General features: G+C 53.4%; 12 protein-coding genes and 1 tRNA gene. 2 read left to right on the top strand and 11 right to left on the bottom strand.

From position 1 onward, the window contains the following. Positions 1-208: 208 nt before the first annotated feature. The 5 genes from G7Y43_RS03125 to G7Y43_RS03145 all read right to left on the bottom strand — a co-directional run bounded on the left by G7Y43_RS03125 (position 209) and on the right by G7Y43_RS03145 (position 6,137). A complete protein-coding gene (locus G7Y43_RS03125; protein ID WP_370514630.1) occupies positions 209-763 on the bottom strand; it encodes a DUF3990 domain-containing protein in 555 nt (184 codons plus the stop codon). Between the two features lie 221 nt (positions 764-984). Beyond that, positions 985-2,124, bottom strand: coding sequence for an ATP-binding protein (locus G7Y43_RS03130; RefSeq protein ID WP_241158126.1), 1,140 nt, complete (start codon positions 2,122-2,124; stop codon positions 985-987). A 329-nt stretch (positions 2,125-2,453) separates the two neighbouring features. Then, a complete protein-coding gene (locus tag G7Y43_RS03135) occupies positions 2,454-2,783 on the bottom strand; it encodes a helix-turn-helix domain-containing protein (RefSeq protein ID WP_165043992.1) in 330 nt (109 codons plus the stop codon). Between the two features lie 447 nt (positions 2,784-3,230). Further along, the gene (locus G7Y43_RS03140) at positions 3,231-4,505 is read right to left on the bottom strand and encodes an ATP-binding protein (protein ID WP_165043994.1); all 1,275 of its coding nucleotides are present in this window, start codon (positions 4,503-4,505) and stop codon (positions 3,231-3,233) included. 168 nt (positions 4,506-4,673) lie between these two features. Then, complete coding sequence (locus G7Y43_RS03145) at positions 4,674-6,137, bottom strand: helix-turn-helix transcriptional regulator (protein WP_165043996.1); 1,464 nt, start codon at positions 6,135-6,137, stop codon at positions 4,674-4,676. A gap of 396 nt (positions 6,138-6,533) precedes the next feature. On the opposite strand from G7Y43_RS03145, the gene G7Y43_RS03150 reads away from it, so the two are divergent. Then, positions 6,534-8,144 (top strand): FAD-binding protein, encoded by a 1,611-nt coding sequence (locus G7Y43_RS03150; RefSeq protein WP_165044041.1) that lies wholly within the window; start codon positions 6,534-6,536, stop codon positions 8,142-8,144. Positions 8,145-8,350: 206 nt separating this feature from the next. Here G7Y43_RS03150 and G7Y43_RS03155 read toward each other — a convergent pair whose 3' ends face one another. Then, positions 8,351-9,757: a DHHW family protein gene (locus G7Y43_RS03155; protein ID WP_165043998.1), complete on the bottom strand. Its 1,407-nt coding sequence runs from the start codon at positions 9,755-9,757 to the stop codon at positions 8,351-8,353. Between the two features lie 88 nt (positions 9,758-9,845). After that, positions 9,846-11,267 (bottom strand): MBOAT family protein, encoded by a 1,422-nt coding sequence (locus tag G7Y43_RS03160; RefSeq protein ID WP_165044000.1) that lies wholly within the window; start codon positions 11,265-11,267, stop codon positions 9,846-9,848. 312 nt (positions 11,268-11,579) lie between these two features. Here G7Y43_RS03160 and G7Y43_RS03165 point away from each other — a divergent pair, with 312 nt between their 5' ends. Then, entirely contained in the window at positions 11,580-12,926 is a 1,347-nt protein-coding gene (locus tag G7Y43_RS03165) for a citrate/2-methylcitrate synthase (protein ID WP_165044002.1), read from the top strand. 170 nt (positions 12,927-13,096) lie between these two features. On the opposite strand, the gene G7Y43_RS03170 is transcribed toward G7Y43_RS03165, so the two are convergent. The 4 genes from G7Y43_RS03170 to pknB form a co-directional block, all read right to left on the bottom strand. Then, on the bottom strand, positions 13,097-14,494 hold the full coding sequence (locus G7Y43_RS03170; protein ID WP_241158127.1) for an Nramp family divalent metal transporter: 1,398 nt from the start codon (positions 14,492-14,494) through the stop codon (positions 13,097-13,099). A gap of 10 nt (positions 14,495-14,504) precedes the next feature. Then, complete coding sequence (locus G7Y43_RS03175) at positions 14,505-15,854, bottom strand: magnesium transporter MgtE N-terminal domain-containing protein (protein WP_165044005.1); 1,350 nt, start codon at positions 15,852-15,854, stop codon at positions 14,505-14,507. Between the two features lie 273 nt (positions 15,855-16,127). Next, positions 16,128-16,203, bottom strand: a tRNA-Arg gene (locus G7Y43_RS03180). A gap of 63 nt (positions 16,204-16,266) precedes the next feature. Then, positions 16,267-18,111, bottom strand: coding sequence for a Stk1 family PASTA domain-containing Ser/Thr kinase (pknB, locus tag G7Y43_RS03185; RefSeq protein WP_165044045.1), 1,845 nt, complete (start codon positions 18,109-18,111; stop codon positions 16,267-16,269). Between the last annotated feature and the right edge of the window lie 8 nt (positions 18,112-18,119).

The raw sequence follows: 18,119 nt of genomic DNA on the forward strand, positions 1-18,119 counted from the left end.
GTGCATTCGCTGCGATACATGTCAGCAAGAGTCACTGGGGAAAGGTGCCATAACCCCGTTTTATCTTGGCTGAGCATGTTGTAGAGTTTCGACTGATAGAATGCATGGATTTCATCCGGCTTCGTTATGCCACACTCCTTAAGGATCGACGGAACGACCGATAGGGCGAGAAGCGTTGACAGCCTACTCGATGTTAAGGGTGTTGCTGTCATTTCGGTACCTCCAATGCATAGGAAGTAATAAAACGTATATAATCAAGCGCCTTGTCATCACAAAAGAGAATTTGATCAAATAGCGACTTTACTTTAAATCTCTTTATGGCAATATCTTTGTCAATCTGTCCGGACTCATAAAGTGCAATCGTCTCAAACACATCATCGTTAGCTACAGGCCCGATAATGACGTTGGCATTACATTCGTCACTGCGTCCGTGTCTGCGATTGTTTACGACAAAGTCGAGCCATAATTCGTCAGGACTCTTGAATTCGAGAAACTCAAGGGAGCTCTGGGCTTTTTCAGTATCGAATTCGTAAACGTTAACAGTTGGAGTGCCAATGCGCCCACGACGAAAGTAGATTTTTCGGGCAAAGTCTTGAGCTTGATCCTCATTAGTTGTCGTGTAAAACCCTGTTCCGAAGTCAAGCGTTTTGAAGCGATTCATGATTAAGGGCTTTTCTATTGTGAGTGTAGAAGCATGAAAGACTATCATGATGTGTCTCCTGAACTCAAATAAAGTGGACGCTCCATGCGAACTTACATTCATTGTATCTTAGCCGATTATGATTAGAGAATCGGTTTGTGTTGAGACGACGTTGTAGTAAATGAGTTCAGTCGACGCAATCCTGAGCGATTTGTAATCGACCGGGCACCAGAGTGCGGTAGTCAGAATACGACAGATCAGACACAACAGACAGAATACGAAAACCAGAACGGAACAAACAGGGCACGACAACTAGAACACGACAGACGGGAAACGCCTCATAGTTAGCTCAATCGTTCTTTCAGGTAGTCTTTGAACAGCGGGATCTCAATCCTCACTAAACCTTGTCCACGATCGGCAATAACGCCCTGTTCAATGAGACGACGCTTGTATTCCGATGCATAATTGCTCTTCTTTCCCATGCGCCTTGCGATGTCGGCCAGTTCACTTGCGCCCTCGTCTTCCAGCATGGCCGCCAGAAACCGCACGTCACCTTTCGAAAGCTCTTTGAAAGTTGTATCGAATATCTTACGACGCATATCAATACGAGCGTGAGAAATACCAGCGTCGACATCAGCGATCGAAAGGAACGAACTGTCAGGTGACGCCTCCCAAGCTCGATAGCCAACAAGCTGCAGCATGTAGGGAAAACCACCGATCGATGCCACTGCTCGCTTAAGGGCTTCTTCATCAATGGAGCGCCCCGCCCCCTCGATCGTTTTTGTCAAGGCCTGCGCCACCTCGAAATCCTCTACCGTCCCAAGGTCGTGATAGTTGGCGCGACGGAGAAACGAAACGGATTTGTTTTGCAAAAGAGCGCTTACATGAGTTGGCAAACCCGCCATGAACAGTGCGATGTTTCGCCGTTCACGTAGAAAATGTTGCATGGCCGAAGCTACCTGAATCATCTCGTCGAGATCTTCCCTCACCTCGTCAATGGTGATCAGCAGGCCCGTGTTCGTCTTCGCGAGTTCGTCCAGCAAGTCTTCCATGCGGATTCGCCACGTTGCTGCCTCAGCGTTTTGCTCTTGGAACGTGACCTCGGCGATGTTTCCAAGATGAATACTTGAGATCCTAACAGCATCATCGGATTCGATAAGATGTCCCGCACGCTTTTTTGTCTGCTGGACTATCTCATCCAGCATACCGGGCAGAGCGGAAACGTTGACAGCTATCCAGCCATGAGCGGCAGCTTCATCGGCTACATAAGAGAGAAGAGCGGTTTTACCTGTACCTCGGGCACCGGAGACGATAGTAACAAGATTGGGATCCCCTACGCCATTATCAAGAGCTCGCAGTAGCTCGCCGATTACGTCTTCGCGACCCGCCATATGAGCAGGAACAATACCGAATGTCGGTGTAAAGGGATTTGTCGACATAGAGTCACCCGCTTCCTCGTTTTGCATCTTTTGCAATTTTTGCATCTTTTGCAACTTTTGCAAAGCCCTTGGGTGTGTTTCGATAACATACTTCACCCCGTAAGCAAACCCGCATTGAGTACGGTATATCGGTATCTTCACTAACCTGCGAACGGTTACCGCTCATCGGTTAGCCAGACAGGCAGCACATACTGATGCACGCAGATGAAGTTGGCAGAAAAATCGTGAAAGAAGTGACAGAAGAGGGTTTTAAAACGTTTAGAAGAAAGCTTCTCTTCTTAGAACATGCTTAAGTACAATCCAGCAGACAGCGCCGAGCAACCAGCAGTGGGCACCGAGCTGTGGAACCTGGTGCCCACTGTTTCATGGTTTGCTCAGTGGACGATACGGTAGGAGTTGCCGAGCTGAGCTCCGGTTTCACCATGGCGAGGAACTACCTCGATCATGCCTTTGGTTCGAAGGCGAACGATGGCTCGCTCGACCGTTTTCTCATCGCAACCCACCACCTGAGCAATCTCTTTCTTGGTGAGAGCAGCACCCGTGCCGTCCGGCGCTTGCCTGCTGGCAATGTATCCCAAAACACCAAGCTGCATACGCGTCAAGCTCCGCTTGCGCGTTCTCGTAGCGGGGGCATCCGCCGCATCCGAAGCGTTCACCACGTCTAGAGTTTCGTCTACACTCGACATGCTTTCGCCTGCGTTCATCGTTTTTCCTCCCAGCGCGCTTCATGCGACACAGTACGAACTCCAATACCGCCGCAATGACAGCCCCCGACATAACTACACGTAGAACAAAAGACACACTGCTGCTCATAACAGCAAAAACGAAGGATTCAGATTACCTACACAACAAGTTTGTATCAATCGTGCCAACCGTTAGGAGCACGCTGCTGCTAACGACGCGCACTCTCCAAACGCATTGTAACATCGAAGAATGCCGCCACCCAACATACGGTTTCTCTAAACGGTAAGGTGCATGCGGTAACAAAACGAGGGCTGTCACCCGTGAGCTGACAGCTGCTCCCTTTTGATGCAAGTGCTTGATACAGTAACAGTGTTTTCTACGTGTCGGTAAGACGACCTCCGCGCTATACGATCCAAAGCTCGGTGTGCGCAGCTCCAAACGTTCGTGTAATTCGAAAGGTCGTACCCCTAATGACATAAACAGCCCACGGGCACTACGTGCACGCCATCGGGACGTGTATAGGCGTAGGCTGTTCCTGTAAGCACCATCAAAAAGGACGGGGATCCACTTTTTCTGACGTCGATCTTATTCTGCAAAGCGGCAAGATGCGCAGCACCCTCATCAATCCGCGCTTCGCCACCAAGCTTTACCTCAATTGCCGCCCAACGGCCATCCCTCAAGCGGATGATTACATCTGCTTCGAGACCGCTCTTGTCACGATAATGGTAGACATCCCCTCCAAGCAGCCGTGCGTAAACACGAAGATCACGCACACAGAGAGACTCAAACAAAAAACCCATAGTAGACAAATCGTTCAAGAGTCCTTCAGGATTCGTCTCGAGGGCCGCAGCAGCGATGGATGGATCACACAAATGACGAACTGGTGTGGAGCGGAGCGGCGTGCGCGACCTCAGAGTTGGAGCCCACGCCTTAACCTCTTCTAAGACAAACAGCCTGCGCAGGGCGTTTAGGTACGTGCGCAATGTCGGGTCGCTCATACCTACGCCCGCATTACGAACATCCTCAAGTAAAGTCGCATTATTGGCTTCTTGGGCAGAATTGCGAGCCAGCGAGCGAATGAGGGCTCGAGCTCTGTCGGGGTCAAGTTCAACGTCCACTGCTTCGGCCATATCTGACTCACACAGAGCCTCAACATAATCGCGTGCCAGATTTTCCGACGACATACCCGTCACTACAGCCGGCCAGCCTCCGCGACAAATGATCCGCGCGTAGTCCTCTACGGTAAGAGTGCTTACACCAGTTGCCTGATCACCTTGAAAGAGAGTTGCAAGAGACACCTCTTCACTGCTTTCCCCCGACTCCTCCAAGGTCATAGTTTCCATAGTAAGGCGAGCGATTCTCCCCGTTCCCGTATGCCGAAGCTTCTTAACGTTCACAGGCGTCGCTGAGCCGGTAAGGAGGAATTGCGACGAAGTACCTTTAGTTTTGTCAGCCTCGCTGATAACCGCATCCCATAATTCAGGCGCCAACTGCCACTCGTCAATCAGCCGCGGCCTATCTCCACGAAGCAATAGGGACGGCTGCACCACCAAAGCATCGAGAGCACGCACGTAGACGTCTGGGTCTCGAAGAAGCAAGGAGCTTTTTGCCAGCCGTTCACACGAAGACGTTTTTCCCGTCCACTTAGGGCCGCGCACAAGAACAGCCGGTGTACCTTCTAACTTCTCGCGAAGCAAAGTGTCGGTAAGACGAGGGATGTATTGATAGGTTTCTCCTGTCATAATGCTCCTTTCATATCATGGCATTATACAGGGTATTTTAGGATTTGGCGCGTTTTCGTTTTAGGATTTGGCGACATTCTATTTTTGGATTTGGCGCGTTTTTGTTTTAGGATTTGGCAACGTTAACCCTTCGCGGTTGACCCTTCGCTTCCTGCATCGCTATTAATCTCAATCGACACTTCCTATGCGATCTTGTAATTGTTTAGCGGAGTGCACGTCGAGCTTCTGGTAGATGTGTTTCTTATGCGTATTAACCGTACTTACCTCAATGAACAACTGCTTCGCAATGTCTGATGGTTTTTTCCGCTGGGCAATCAGCAAAAGCACCTCTTCCTCTCGAACGGAAAGCCCTGTCTCCTGCGCAAGCTCATGACAGCGCAAACCCAAACGGGATCTCTCAAGCATCAGGCCGATATCTTGTGCAATGGGCTTACGAATAATGGCACTCCAACTACCTTCCAGGCTGCGCCTAGAAAAAGCATACATAGAAGCTGCGGCGAAGAGACCAACGAGTATTCCACCGACAAGCACCAGTATTACAGTCGATTGTCCAGGAGCCAATCGTACAATCCAATCAGACACGAAGTCACCCACATCGCCTACAGTAAGCGCCAGAGCGAGCTCGGCAGAAAACAAGAACGTTGAGTTGTAGAAGCTGCGATAAACCAAATCTCCTAAAATAGAGTATGCAAGCATCAAACACAACTCGTACGATACGCAAGTAAAAAACCCGCCCAACCAGAGAATACCTGTACCGCCACATGCAAACACGATGATAGCCGCGATCATAAACACAAGCGACCCTTGCCAAAGCCATTTGAATTCGAAGAAGTCGCCTTTAACCAAAACCACGCATACTACCATGATGCCCGCTGCCAACACGCCGGGATTGCCATTGGTACCCCAAGCAGCGCCCCCAACGCCAAGAATGAACGATAAAGACAATGTGCCGGTCAGCACAACCAGCAGCAGTTTGACGGGAAATGCACATTTGCTCTCAGTAGGACCTACGGCGAAAGCACCCTTCCTACAGCCCTTTGCAACCAAAGGAGCGTCTTTAGCCACCGTATTGCGAGCCAATCCCAAAGCAAGTACGACAAGCGCCGCCATACAACACACGCACACCCACAACCTGCTCATATCCATGCCATTGCAAAGCCAGATCAACGCAACTCTGCCAACAGAAGCCAATGCATAACACAGAAGCAACTGTACTGGCTCAAGATGACTGACCACCTCAAACCACATAACGAACAACAAGGCCAAACCAATGCCACCAATAACCGCAGACGCCATAAGCAACTGCTTACTACCTAGTTCGAACAAAGTCGCGATGAAATTTATATTTGTGGAGAGCAGCAACAACACTAAAGACGTAAACAGATTACGATTGCTCGACACCAAAGCTCGACAGTCCTGTCTCATACGTACATGTATCGCGATAACGGCAGCAAGAACAATGCTGCCCGCGTTGAAGAGCGGGAACAGCTGATCCGATGCACCGCTATACACAACGGGAGGATTGATAAAGCTCAACTCATTCCACGTGGAAATAAGACCTATTCCCAAGCAGCTGACAGGAAACACGAATCGCTCATCGAGTAAATTGAAAAACTGCTTGAATGGTTGCACGATTTATCCCTCCCCATGAGATCTAGTAGTAGCACCGTCCAAACACACATCAGTACAGCCCACCCGAAACGCGAAACCTATGAAAAGTGGATCGTATCATACATAGTCGCCAATTCCCTGACCCCTCCGGGCAGCTAGTCCCCTCCTTATTCTGCTTTACCCCAGTTTTCACGCCATTTTGGGTAGGCTGAAAGGAAACGAGAAGAAATATCCCATGGTTTCCGCAATTGATTTGGGTCGCAAAGAAGAACTCGCACGCCCAAAATTCATGGTGTCGGATGGCAATCTTCAAGAAGACACAAGCGTGAAATGCCCCAATTCAGAGAAAGATAGCTCCGCATAGGAAAAATGAAGAGAGGAAAACCCGTCCGACAGTCTCATTGAAAGGAGAAAACGATGGAACTGACCCGTAGAAGCTTCTTGAAAGGTGCTGGAGCGACCGCTGGTGCCGCAGCTGTAGCTAGTCTGGCAGGATGCTCAAGTGATGCCACCAGCAAACCGGCCGCCGAAAGCTCGGACACTACCAACACAACAGCCGCCGAAGGAACCCGCTGGAGTTGGGACACCAAGCCCGACCTACCAACTGATGACGAAATCGTCGAAACCTATGACTGCGATATTTGCGTCGTAGGCTTGGGTGCTGCCGGTCCTAGTGCCATGTACTACGCGATGCAGAAGGGATACAACGTAGTCGCCCTACAGAAACTCGAATGCATGCACAACGGAGGCGGTGGATGTGGCGTCTTCAACACCAAAGATCCTGAAGATTGGGGTTTAGAGAACGGATTCGACTTCCAAACCATCATGCAAGGCCTAGTGGACGTCACTTGTGGTAAGACAAACCACAAACTGATTCGCCGCATGGTATTCAAGTCTGGCCCCGCCGTTGAATGGATCGCAGCAAATGTACCTGGTGCCAATCTAGAGTACATTTTAATCGATGGCGATCACTTCGGTACCGCTTGGTCAATTGATGATTGGGAGTCCACCAAAACCGGCATCGGCATAGTGGGTGACTGGATGTGCAACTGGGCAACAGAGAACGGGGGCACCATCCTGTACGAAACCCCTGCAACACAACTCATTCAAGATGACTCTGGCACCGTAACAGGCGTCATAGCACAAAACAAAAATGGGGAATACATCCGTGTCAACACCTCAGAAGGCGTCATCCTGTGCACAGGTGACATTTGCGACAATGAGGAAATGCTCGAGCGATGGTTCCCTGAAGGCATCGACCTCGCTCATTTCAACGCCCGCAATGGTCTTGACGGCGACGCTGTGAAAATGGGTACCTGGGTTGGCGCAGCTATCGAACCAGCTCCCGCAAACACCGAAATACACTTGGACGTTCCCGGTAATGCCGAATTTAAAGCTGTTCCTTGGTTGACCGTTAACATCAACGGGGAGCGCTTCATGAACGAGAACCAGTGGTTTGAGTTCGTGACCAACTCCATTCTGCACCAGCCCGAGCATTCTTGCTATCAGATCATCGACAGCCATCTGCTTGACCACATCTCCGAATATAACCGCGCCTTCTTCCCTGCCAACTCCATGGAAGCAGTGGATGCTATGATTGACAATGGAGCAGGATTCAAAGCCGATTCCATCACCGATCTGGCCGATCAAATTGGCTTAGATGCCAACAAACTACAGAAGGTAATAGACCGCTTCAACAGCTTTGTTGACGCTGGCTATGACGAGGACTTCTTCATGGATCCCCATTACCTGCAATACGCAGGCATTAAAGACGCGCCGTTCTACGCATTTCATTACGTCAACGGTATTAACTGTGTGGACGCCGGATTGATGGTTGACGATCAGATGCGCGTTCTGAATGAAGAGGGTGAAATCATCCCTGGCCTATGGGCTGCCGGCAACGCTTCCGGCGGAATGTTCGGCCCCGACTACCCCGCACGCTATGGTGGATTCTCTGTCGGTCGAGCTGTCACTGGCGGCATGGTGGCTGTTCAATCCATAATGGGCACAGTGGACGAGGATTTCTAGCCGAAATCGAGTTAGCGTCGAATCTATTGCACTCATCAATCGGTGCATCTTGTCTCGATCGCAAACACGATCGTCCTCTTGGAGGGAAGCGAGCGTGAAGTGCGCTCGCTTCCTGTTTGCGTGATTCAGAAATGGATCGATTGATAAAACAGACGCAGATCCCGCATTTTTTCATTTGAAATCTGACCAACGTCTAAAAAACAGCTTTATTCACTCTCGTTCTCGTTGCCGCCCTCGGTGCTTTCTTCGGGGGCCGCGCTGTCGCTGCCCTCGGTACCTTCCATTGAATAGCCGTTGGGATAGACGATGGAGGCCAGCAAATCTGAGCAGTCGTAAGTACCGGCGAACATGATCACGTTCTCGAATATAACGTCTTTGATGCCATACTGATGCACCAGATCAACCAGCTTCTGGCTGGTGAAGCGGAAGTCAATGGTGTAGATATGCTGGTAGCTATCAACCATCGTCGACACGAGCGGATTCCCGAAGGAGTCCTTTACCACCAGGCATGACGATCCATCGGTCACATTAGGATTCTCGATATGGGAAAGCGGCCTGTTTCCGCAAACAAAGCAGTTGTACTTGTTCGCGTCGCTTGAAGCATCGGAAAGATCGGTAATCACCGGGCCTTCCGTTTCGGTACTGGGGTCGAGGTCATTGGTCCAGTAGGTCATGGTGTTCGTTCCCTGCGGAATGCGCGCAACGACCGAATCGGGCTGAAAACCGCTGATGTCGACATAGGTCGAGTACTCGCCTTGGTACGGTTGGAAAACCAGCTCTTCCCATTCGTTGTACGGCGCGGGACTAATACCCTTGGTTTCGCAGAAGCTGCAATACACGTAATAGGCAGCAAGCTGTGTCCAGTGGAAGTCGGTGCGGAAGTACAGGTACTCGTCGCGATGTTCGTAGAGCGTATCGAACGTGGGAACCACAATCACCTGGTCGTCCATAAGACTGTAGAAGTAGTCGATTGCCTGGTCTTGATTAGGCACTCCCAGCTGAGACAGCAGCTCGTCGTCTAGCATAACGCCGCCGTTCGTAGGAAGCAGAATAGAATACACGTCCGCTTCGCCTTCCAGCAGCTTAGCAGCATCGTTGATCACATCAACGTAGGCTTGCGTTGCGTCTCGATCGAAGTAGTATAAGGTGTAGGCAGCTTCGTCGGTAACATACACGCCGTCCGTTATCTGTGCCTCAATGTTCGCGGCTCGAGCACGCACCTCGGGTTCGGATATATTGTGATCGCGCGGCTGACGCTTCGGCGAAACCTCCCCTTCGGTGCCTTCCTGGCCCTCAGCCGGCAGTTCGTCGCTTGCACGATTGCCACCGATCATGCTCGTTTTCGGCTGAATGCCGAACAGCTTCTCCAGCGAAAGATCGGCACGCACCATGGGCTCGCGCAAGGGATACGTGTCGGCGTACCATAGCGACAAGTCCGAGAAAAACGACCCATCAACGAACCGCTCCACAGTGAACTCAGGAAACGCGGTGAGGTTTCGATTCTCAACGGCAGACGCTGCGGGCCGCGCGAAAAAGAGCAATCCGACAAAGCACCCTATGACCAAAATAGCGCCAAACCCCACCGTGCCGCGCACGCGCCACCGTGTGATCATGCTTCTCACATCGCGCATGCGCTTGCGGTATGCAGGGGACGGTTGCTGTTTGTTTCGTTGTTCCATCAGGTATTTCGCTCGTCTTTCGTTAGAATTGGAAGTAGATGAAGGGGTTGTAGCTGGCACCAGACAGGGCAATAGCGGCCAATATCAGCAGCACCGGAGGCGTCACAGCCTCAAGTACGCTATACACAAGCAGCGCCGCATCGTTGCGCTTGGCGGCCACAAACAGCCGGTGATGCAGCCATTTCCCCAGATTGGTGCAAGCGATAATACAGAACACCAGAAGGAAGATGTTTTGCAGGAACAGCGTGTGCACTTCAAGACTGGTAAAGCCGTTTCCCGCCAAACCGATCATTCCCACAAGAGCAGCGCCCATTTCTCCGAAGTTCTCAAACCGGAACAGCACCCAGCCCATAAGTACTACAACGAGTGCATACATGTGCGCGGGAACCTTCGGCAAACGACCGCGTATGACAAACTTCTCTAACAGCAAAAACGCCGCGAAGTACAAGCCCCACAGAATATAGTTCCAACTGGCACCATGCCACATGCCGGTGAGAAACCACACGACGATGATGTTGCGCACGTAGCGCTCTTTCGAGCAATGGCTACCACCAAGCGGGATGTACACGTAATCGCGGAAAAAGCTGGAAAGCGAGATGTGCCAACGTCGCCAGAATTCCTGAACCGACTTCGCCATGTAGGGGTAGTTGAAATTCTCGAGGTAATGGAAGCCAACCATGCGCCCCAAACCAATGGCCATGTCGGAATACGCCGAGAAATCCAGGTAGATCTGTAGCATGTAGAACACCATGCCAAGCCAGTACCCCGTTGTCACCTGCGTGAACACGCCCTCTGACCCAATGGGCAGCAGCGTGTCGGCAACAGCGGCGCACGAGTTAGCTAACACCGCCTTCTTCGCCACGCCAATGCAGAAGCGACGCACGCCGTAATACACGTCGGTGGGCGACACGTGACGGTTGTCTATTTCGTCTTGCACCGTCTCATAGCGAACGATGGGACCGGCAATGCACTGATGGAACAGCGACGAATACAAAAGTAGCTTCCAAAACGCCGGCTGCGCATGAACTTCGCCGCGATAAACGTCCACCACATACGAGATAAGCTGGAAGGTGTAAAACGAGATGCCAATGGGAAGCACGATGCCAATAACCAGATCGGGCACGCCGAAAAGGCTGCCGATGTTGCCCAAAATGAAATCGAGATACTTGAAAACACCCAGAACTCCCAGCAGGGCGACGCACGCCATAACCAAAAACAGGCGCTTGCGTTGCGGGGTCTGTGCACGCTCGACCATAAGTGCGCACAGCCAACTGACAAACGTGTCACCCACGAGCAGAAGTAGATACTGCGGGCCACCCCATGAATAGAAGAGAAGCGAAGATACCAGCAGTACAGCGTTTCGGTATTCTATCTTAACAAGCGAGTACACCACTAAATGGATAACAAGGAAAATGAAGAGAAATATGAGACTCGAGAAAACCATCGGGCTCGGCCGCTCCTTTTGAACCCTTATTCGTTGCTTCGCTTACGTTTTCGTTTATAGTTCCGCCACACAGTGTGTGCTTTTGGACAGCACGCCCCATGATATACCAAAAGGGTGACATATACGGAAAAATGAATGCTTATTTGCTTCACAGAAACGGCCTTCTGACAACCTTCGATTGGCCTTCGGTCCGCGTTCAGTCCGCGTTTCCTCATCCCCAACCCGTTCGACTGTTTTCGTTGTCGAATTGCAACCTTTACCAGCTGCGCGCTGCGATATCATGATGTTTTACGGTCACAGAAGGGAACGCGTATGACGACTGAACCGAAACTCGAGCTGCTCGAGAACTTCTCGTCCATCAACGCCATCGATCCTACGCTCTACGATCGCTTCGACGTGAAGCGTGGGCTTCGCAACGCCGACGGGTCGGGCGTGATCGCGGGCATTACCAACATATCGAACGTACATGGCTACGTGATGTCCGACGGCGAAAAGGTAGCCGACGAAGGTCAGTTGCAGTTTCGCGGGTATGACATCTACGACCTGCTGCGCGACACCAGCGCGGCCAAGCGCTTCCGCTACGAAGAGATTGCCTACCTGCTGCTCATGGGCGAGCTTCCCACGAAAGATCAGCTGGAAGGCTTCATTGCCGCCATTGATGCCCAGCGCGAGCTTCCCGACGGGTTTACTGCGTCCATGATTATGAAGGACACCCCGCCCGACATTATGAACATGCTGTCGCGCACCATTCTGCTGCTGTACGCTTACGACACCGATGCGGAAAATCGCTCGCCTGAGCATGAGGTACATACCGCTATCTCGCTCATCTCGCGCTTGCCACGCATCATGGTGCTCACGCATTACGCCATGAATGCGCGCTACAACAACGGCTCCATGATCATGCACCGCTTCATTCCAGGGCAATCAACTGCGGAAACCATTCTGTCGATGCTGCGCCCCGACCGCCAATTCACGCCCGAGGAAGCGTGCATGCTCGACATCATGCTGTGCCTACACGCAGAACACGGCGGCGGCAACAACTCCACGTTCACCACGCGCGTGCTTTCGTCGTCTGACACCGATGCCTACTCTACGTATGCGGCAGCCATCGGATCGCTGAAAGGCAGCCGCCACGGCGGCGCGAACCGCCAAGTGTTGGCCATGCAAAGCGAGATCAAGCAGAACGTATCGAACTGGGAAGATGACGACGAGCTAGCCGATTACCTTGCGAGAATCGTGAACAAGCAAGCGTTCGACGGCACCGGGCTGATCTACGGCATGGGACATGCGGTGTACACGAAATCTGACCCGCGCGCCGTCATTTGCAAGCGGTTCGCTGAGAAGCTGGCATGTGGTACCGAATTTGAAGCTGAATTCCATCTACTGGAAAGCATCGAGCGTCTTTCTCCCGAAGTTATCTTGCGCGAAAAGGGCACGCACAAAGACATGTGCGCAAACATCGACATGTACTCGGGATTTGTATACTCCATGATGGGAATCCCCCAAGAGCTCATTACGCCGCTGTTCGCCTGTGGGCGCATCGCCGGTTGGGCAGCCCATCGCTTCGAGGAAATTGTGTCGGGCAAGCGAATCATCCGCCCCGCTTACAAAAACTCGATGCGCGGCCTTCGTCCTTACACACCCATGAACGAACGGTAGCAGCAAGCGCGCACGCTCCGCCCCGTGCGTCCGGCATCGGGTGTGGCGTGGTATGTCGCGTGTAGTTGCGCAGCGAAGCGAGCACTGTCTGAGCACGGCACACCACGCCACGCCGGGTGCCGCCAGCGTCAGGCAAGCTCGCCGGCTGCGGGCGCTCAGACGGAGGGCGCTTAGCCCATTCCTAGCAGGTTCATCACCATTAACGCCACGGTAAGCAACGTGACAATAGCAACTGTCACCCAAATAAGCACGCGGCTGACCGGGCCTACTGTCTTTCCGCGCATCACGTGCTTATCGCTGGCGATGATGGCCATGAGCACCAGCAGCACCGGCAGGATAACGCCACAGACGAACTGGCTGAACAGCATCATCGCCATCAGGTTAATGCCAGGGATAAGCACCACCACGGCCGACAGGAACGTCACGAACGTCAAAATACCCTTGAAAATGGGAGCTTCTTTCCATGTGAAGCTGACGCCGGCTTCCCAGCCAAACGCCTCACATATTACAAACGACGTGGTAAGTGGCAGCACACACGCCGCCAAAAACGACGCGCCAATAAGCCCGATGGCAAACAGCATGCGCGCATACGGGCCGGCAAAAGGCTCGAGCGCCATGGCGGCGTCAGCTGCGGTTTCGATGCGAATACCTTCGGGGAACAGAACTGTTGCCGTGGTTACCACGATAAACCAGGCAATCACGCACGCTACCACCGTGCCGCTGATGGCGTCGACCTTCATGGACAAGCTGTCGTCCATGGTCATGCCCTTTTCCACCAAGTTGCTTTGTAGGTAGAAAATCATCCACGGGGCGATGGTAGTACCCACCATCGCAATCATGAGCGACACGTATTCGGGATCGTTTACCACCTGCGGTACGAACGTGCTAGAAAGCGCCTGTTCCCAGTTAGGGCCGGCCATTATTGCCGCCACGATATAGGTTACAAACACCAGCGACAGCACCAAGAATACTCGCTCAACACGCTTGTAGTTGCCACCCACCACCAGCGCCCACACCGCTAATGCGGCAACGGGCACGGTGACGTACTTCGACACGCCGAACATCTCCATGCCACTCGCAATACCCGCAAACTGCGAGATGATGGTAGCGATGTTACCAATGAGCAGGCACACCATAGCGATGGCGGTCAGGCGTATACCGAAGCGCTCGCGGATAAGCGCTGCAAAACCCTTGCCCGTAACAGCACCCATGCGCCCGGCAGTAATCTGCACCACAATAAGTAACACGCACATGATGGGAAGCGCCCACAGAGTCTTGTAGCCAAACAAGGCTCCTACCTGGCTGTACGTAGCAATGCCGCCGGCGTCGTTTCCCGCCATAGCCGTGATAATGCCCGGACCCATAGCTGCCAGCACCACCAGCAGCGTCGACTTCTTCACAGCAGGGGCACTCTCGTTCGCAGCACCGGATGCTGTCCCGTCTGCCACTAGCTCATTGCGAGCGGTGTTTGTAATACTCGCAGCGCTAGCAGAAGTCTTTGCGGAAGCGCCCATAGCACCGGTGCCTTTCGCCAGCTTGCGCAGCTTTCGATCTTTCAGCATTCCCATCGCGCGCCCCCTATGCCGAATAGCCTGTGAACTGGAACAGCGCCATCGTATAAGCAACCATGAACACCACGAAAGCGGCCATTCCGACAATCGCCTTCAGCGCCGTTATCTCGGGGCTCTCGCTGTTCACGTCTTCTTCGATGGCATCCCATGCGTCATCCACGGTAACGATACCCAGCAATATGCCGTCCTCGTCTACCACGGGCATGGCGGGCAACTCGTATTTGAAGATGTCGGCCGCCACATCGTCTTCAGTTTCGTCGGGCGTGGCGAAGATAACATCATCGAACATGACGCTTCCCACTTCGGCGTCGGCCGGCGTAAGCACCAGTGTGCGCAACGACAACAGACCCACGAACTTGTCGTAATCGTCCAGCACGTACACGTAGTGCACCGTGGGGAAATCTTCGGGCAGAGCGCGCAGAATCTCCACCGTTTCGGCAACGGTGGTATCGCTGTTCACAGCAACAAACTGCGTGGTCATCATACCGCCGGCGGTACCATCCTTATACCCCAACAGACGACGAATTTCCGTAGCGTCTTCCAAACCCATCAGGCGCAACAGCGTTTCGGCCTTCTCGTAGGACAAGTCGCGCACAATGTCGGCAGCATCGTCAGGATCCATGCTGCCCAACAGGTTAGCAGCGCGTGTGTCGTCAATGTCCTCGAAGAAGTCGGCTTGGTACTCGTCTTCCATTTCGGAAATGGCCTCAGTGGCCTGCGCGTCATCCAAATGAGCAAACACGGTGGCACGCTGACGCGGGTCGAGCTGCTCTAGAATGTCGGCTACGTCAGCAGGATGCAGCTCGTCAAGGCGCTTATGCGTAACCGACAGCTGCACGCTCGACAGGTCGCGATCGAGCAGGTCCATGTAATTCCACGCGATGATCTGCTCGTCAATGCGCTTGCGAAACACCTTCGCAATGGCAACAGCGGCGCGCTCGATCCACGGCGCAAGCCCGCGCAAGATGCCGCGAAAACCAACTTCGGCACCCAGCAATCGTAGATGGCTACCCGACACCGACAGCTTGAGGTCGTTTACGCGCACCACCTTCAAGCCCTGCGTATCGACAATCTGCTTATTCAACAAATCGCGCGCGAGCAGCACCTCTTCGGGCTGTAAGTAGCTGAAGCGAATGTCGTGAGACTGCACCTTCAGCGTGATGCCGTCCTCACCGAACTCGCCAACATATTTGCGCCACGAGATCATGAAGGGCACATTGCCCGGCCCTTTAAACGCCAAACTGGTGATGCGCGGAAACACCTCGTTGGTAGAGATAGCCAGATCGGACACTACGCCGATCTTTTCTCCTGTGGAGTCGACAACCGGCTCGCCAAGAAGTTGTGAGAGATAGAGCATGATAAGCTCCCTTTCCATCGAGCCCGCTCGCAACGCAGCGACGCCGCGCGTTTCCAGCATGACAGATGGTTTTCAAACGCTGAAACAGCGTACGAAAAGCATCTGTAAAGCTTCGTACGAGTAGGTGGGCAGCTACCTTCAGCCGCCCGAAAGGGAAGCCGAAGGAACTACATACTGTGAGGTTTCGGTTTTCGAACCTTCACCTATGGTCCTTTCCTTCTATTAACATGAATCAAGCTGGTCAGAAAAATGATTTCTGACCAGCGATTTCCCTGGTGCCCCCGATACGATTCGAACGTACGACACCCGCTTTAGGAGAGCGGTGCTCTATCCCCTGAGCTACGGAGGCCTGCCATCAGTGCATCTTGCGCTGCTCACGTGAGCAACTCAAAGCGGCTGCTATTGTACACCATCAATCCGACTGCGCGGCAGGATTTACATCGCCGCCCGTGCCGGTACCACCGGTATCGCCACCGGTGTCACCGGAGCCGCCTGACCCTGAGCCGCCGGAACCACCGCTACCAGTATCGCCCGGGCTTGGCTCGGGTGTAGGAGCGGGCGTCGGTTCAGGTTTCGGCTCGGGGCCGTTGCTGATAACAATGGTCACCACGCTGCCGTTTTCAACCTTCTGCTTCGCCGACGGGTTCTGACTAATCACGCAACCAGCAGGAACCTTGTCACTGTACTCGTACTGCCACTCCACCTGGAAGCCCGCCGCACGCAGTTCGGAATCGGCTGAGTTCGCGTCATCGCCCACCACGTTAGGTACCGTAATGCTCTCGATACCCAGCGAAGGAACATACTCGACCACGCTTCCCTTCGCGGCCTTTTCACCAGCAACCGGTGACTGCCTGATCACGTGGTTTGCCTCAATGGTGTCGGAATATTCCGCCGTGCCCGAACGCGCCGACAGGCCAACTGCCGCAAGAGCATCCTGCGCCTGCTCGATGGTCATGTTCTCCAAATTGGGAACCGTAACCTCTTCAGTTCCCTGCGAAATCTTCAGGTTTACGCGCGAACCTTCCTTGGCCTTCGTACGTCCTTTCGGGTCTTGACTGATCACCTTGCCAGCCTCAACCGACTCGTCATACACCGAATCGGTGGTGCCCACCTCGAAGCCCGCCGCCTCAATGGCAACCGTTGCCTCGTCAAGCGTTTTCCCGGTAACGTCGGGTACTTCTATACCGTCACCGCCACTTGTGAGCGCGAACACCGCAATGGCGATAGCAGCCAGCGCCGCCAAAACACCCACGACAATGCCGACCGTCTTCTTCGTGCTCGAACCCGAGGAATCGCCGCGGTCTCTATCGGAATAATGCGTGGAAGCAGGACGAGTAGTGCCCCCCGGAATCGCGCCCATAACCTGCGTGCTATCACCCATCGAAGCAACCCCGCCCATCAGCGCAGTCTGCTGCTGGGTGAAGTTGTCAACCGACGTTGCACGACCGGCTAGATAGTCGTTGAGCGCCGTGCGCATTTCGCGCGCCGTGGAGAAGCGGTCGTAGGGGTTTTTCTCCATGGCCTTCAGGATGATGTTTTCGAGCACCGGATCGATGTCGGGATTGATTTCGCTCGGTGCCAGCGGGTATTCCTGCACCTGCTTCATAGCTACGCTTACCGCATCGGGAGCGTCAAAGGGTAGCTTGCCCGTGGACGCCTCGTAGAGCACCACGCCGAGCGAGTAGATGTCGCTTGCCGCCGTGAGGTCCTTACCCTGCGCCTGCTCGGGCGAAATGTAATGAGCCGTGCCCAACACCGAAGACGTGCGCGAGTTCATGGAGTTCTTCGCACGCGCAATGCCAAAGTCCATGACCTTCACGTTGCCGTCGGGCTGCACCATGATGTTTTGCGGCTTGATGTCGCGATGAATGATGTCTTGATTGTGTGCCACCGACAGCGCCTGGCATACCTGCGACCCGATTTCGGCAACCTTGCGCTGATTGATAGCACCACGTTCGTTGATGGCGGTCTTGAGGTCAGACCCGCGCACGTACTCCATCACAATGTAGTAGGTGCCTTCGTCCTGTCCCCAGTCATACACGTTCACAATGTAGGGACTCTGTAAGTTAGCAGCAGAGGCCGCTTCCTGCTTGAACCGCTGTGTAAACGCCGGATCGGCGGCGTATTGCGGAAGCATCACCTTCACCGCAACCATACGCCCCAAAACCGTATCCTGCGCACGGTACACCTCGGCCATGCCACCGATGCCAATGCGCTCGGTGATTTTGTATCGGCCGCTGAACACTCTGCCTATCATGTTTCCGG

Source organism: Adlercreutzia sp. ZJ138 (genome assembly GCF_011038935.1).
Classification (GTDB): Bacteria; Actinomycetota; Coriobacteriia; order Coriobacteriales; family Eggerthellaceae; genus ZJ141.

Bases quoted from the DNA above. Each gene is read 5' to 3' on its own strand.
- G7Y43_RS03135 (WP_165043992.1), bottom strand. From the start codon at position 2,783: ATGAACGCAGGCGAAAGCATGTCGAGTGTAGACGAAACTCTAGACGTG.
- G7Y43_RS03140 (WP_165043994.1), bottom strand. From the start codon at position 4,505: ATGACAGGAGAAACCTATCAATACATCCCTCGTCTTACCGACACTTTG.
- G7Y43_RS03160 (WP_165044000.1), bottom strand. From the start codon at position 11,267: ATGGTTTTCTCGAGTCTCATATTTCTCTTCATTTTCCTTGTTATCCAT.
- G7Y43_RS03125 (WP_370514630.1), bottom strand. From the start codon at position 763: ATGAATGTAAGTTCGCATGGAGCGTCCACTTTATTTGAGTTCAGGAGA.
- G7Y43_RS03155 (WP_165043998.1), bottom strand. From the start codon at position 9,757: ATGATCACACGGTGGCGCGTGCGCGGCACGGTGGGGTTTGGCGCTATT.
- G7Y43_RS03170 (WP_241158127.1), bottom strand. From the start codon at position 14,494: ATGGGAATGCTGAAAGATCGAAAGCTGCGCAAGCTGGCGAAAGGCACC.
- pknB (WP_165044045.1), bottom strand. From the start codon at position 18,111: ATGATAGGCAGAGTGTTCAGCGGCCGATACAAAATCACCGAGCGCATT.
- G7Y43_RS03150 (WP_165044041.1), top strand. From the start codon at position 6,534: ATGGAACTGACCCGTAGAAGCTTCTTGAAAGGTGCTGGAGCGACCGCT.
- G7Y43_RS03130 (WP_241158126.1), bottom strand. From the start codon at position 2,124: ATGCAAAAATTGCAAAAGATGCAAAACGAGGAAGCGGGTGACTCTATG.
- G7Y43_RS03175 (WP_165044005.1), bottom strand. From the start codon at position 15,854: ATGCTCTATCTCTCACAACTTCTTGGCGAGCCGGTTGTCGACTCCACA.
- G7Y43_RS03165 (WP_165044002.1), top strand. From the start codon at position 11,580: ATGACGACTGAACCGAAACTCGAGCTGCTCGAGAACTTCTCGTCCATC.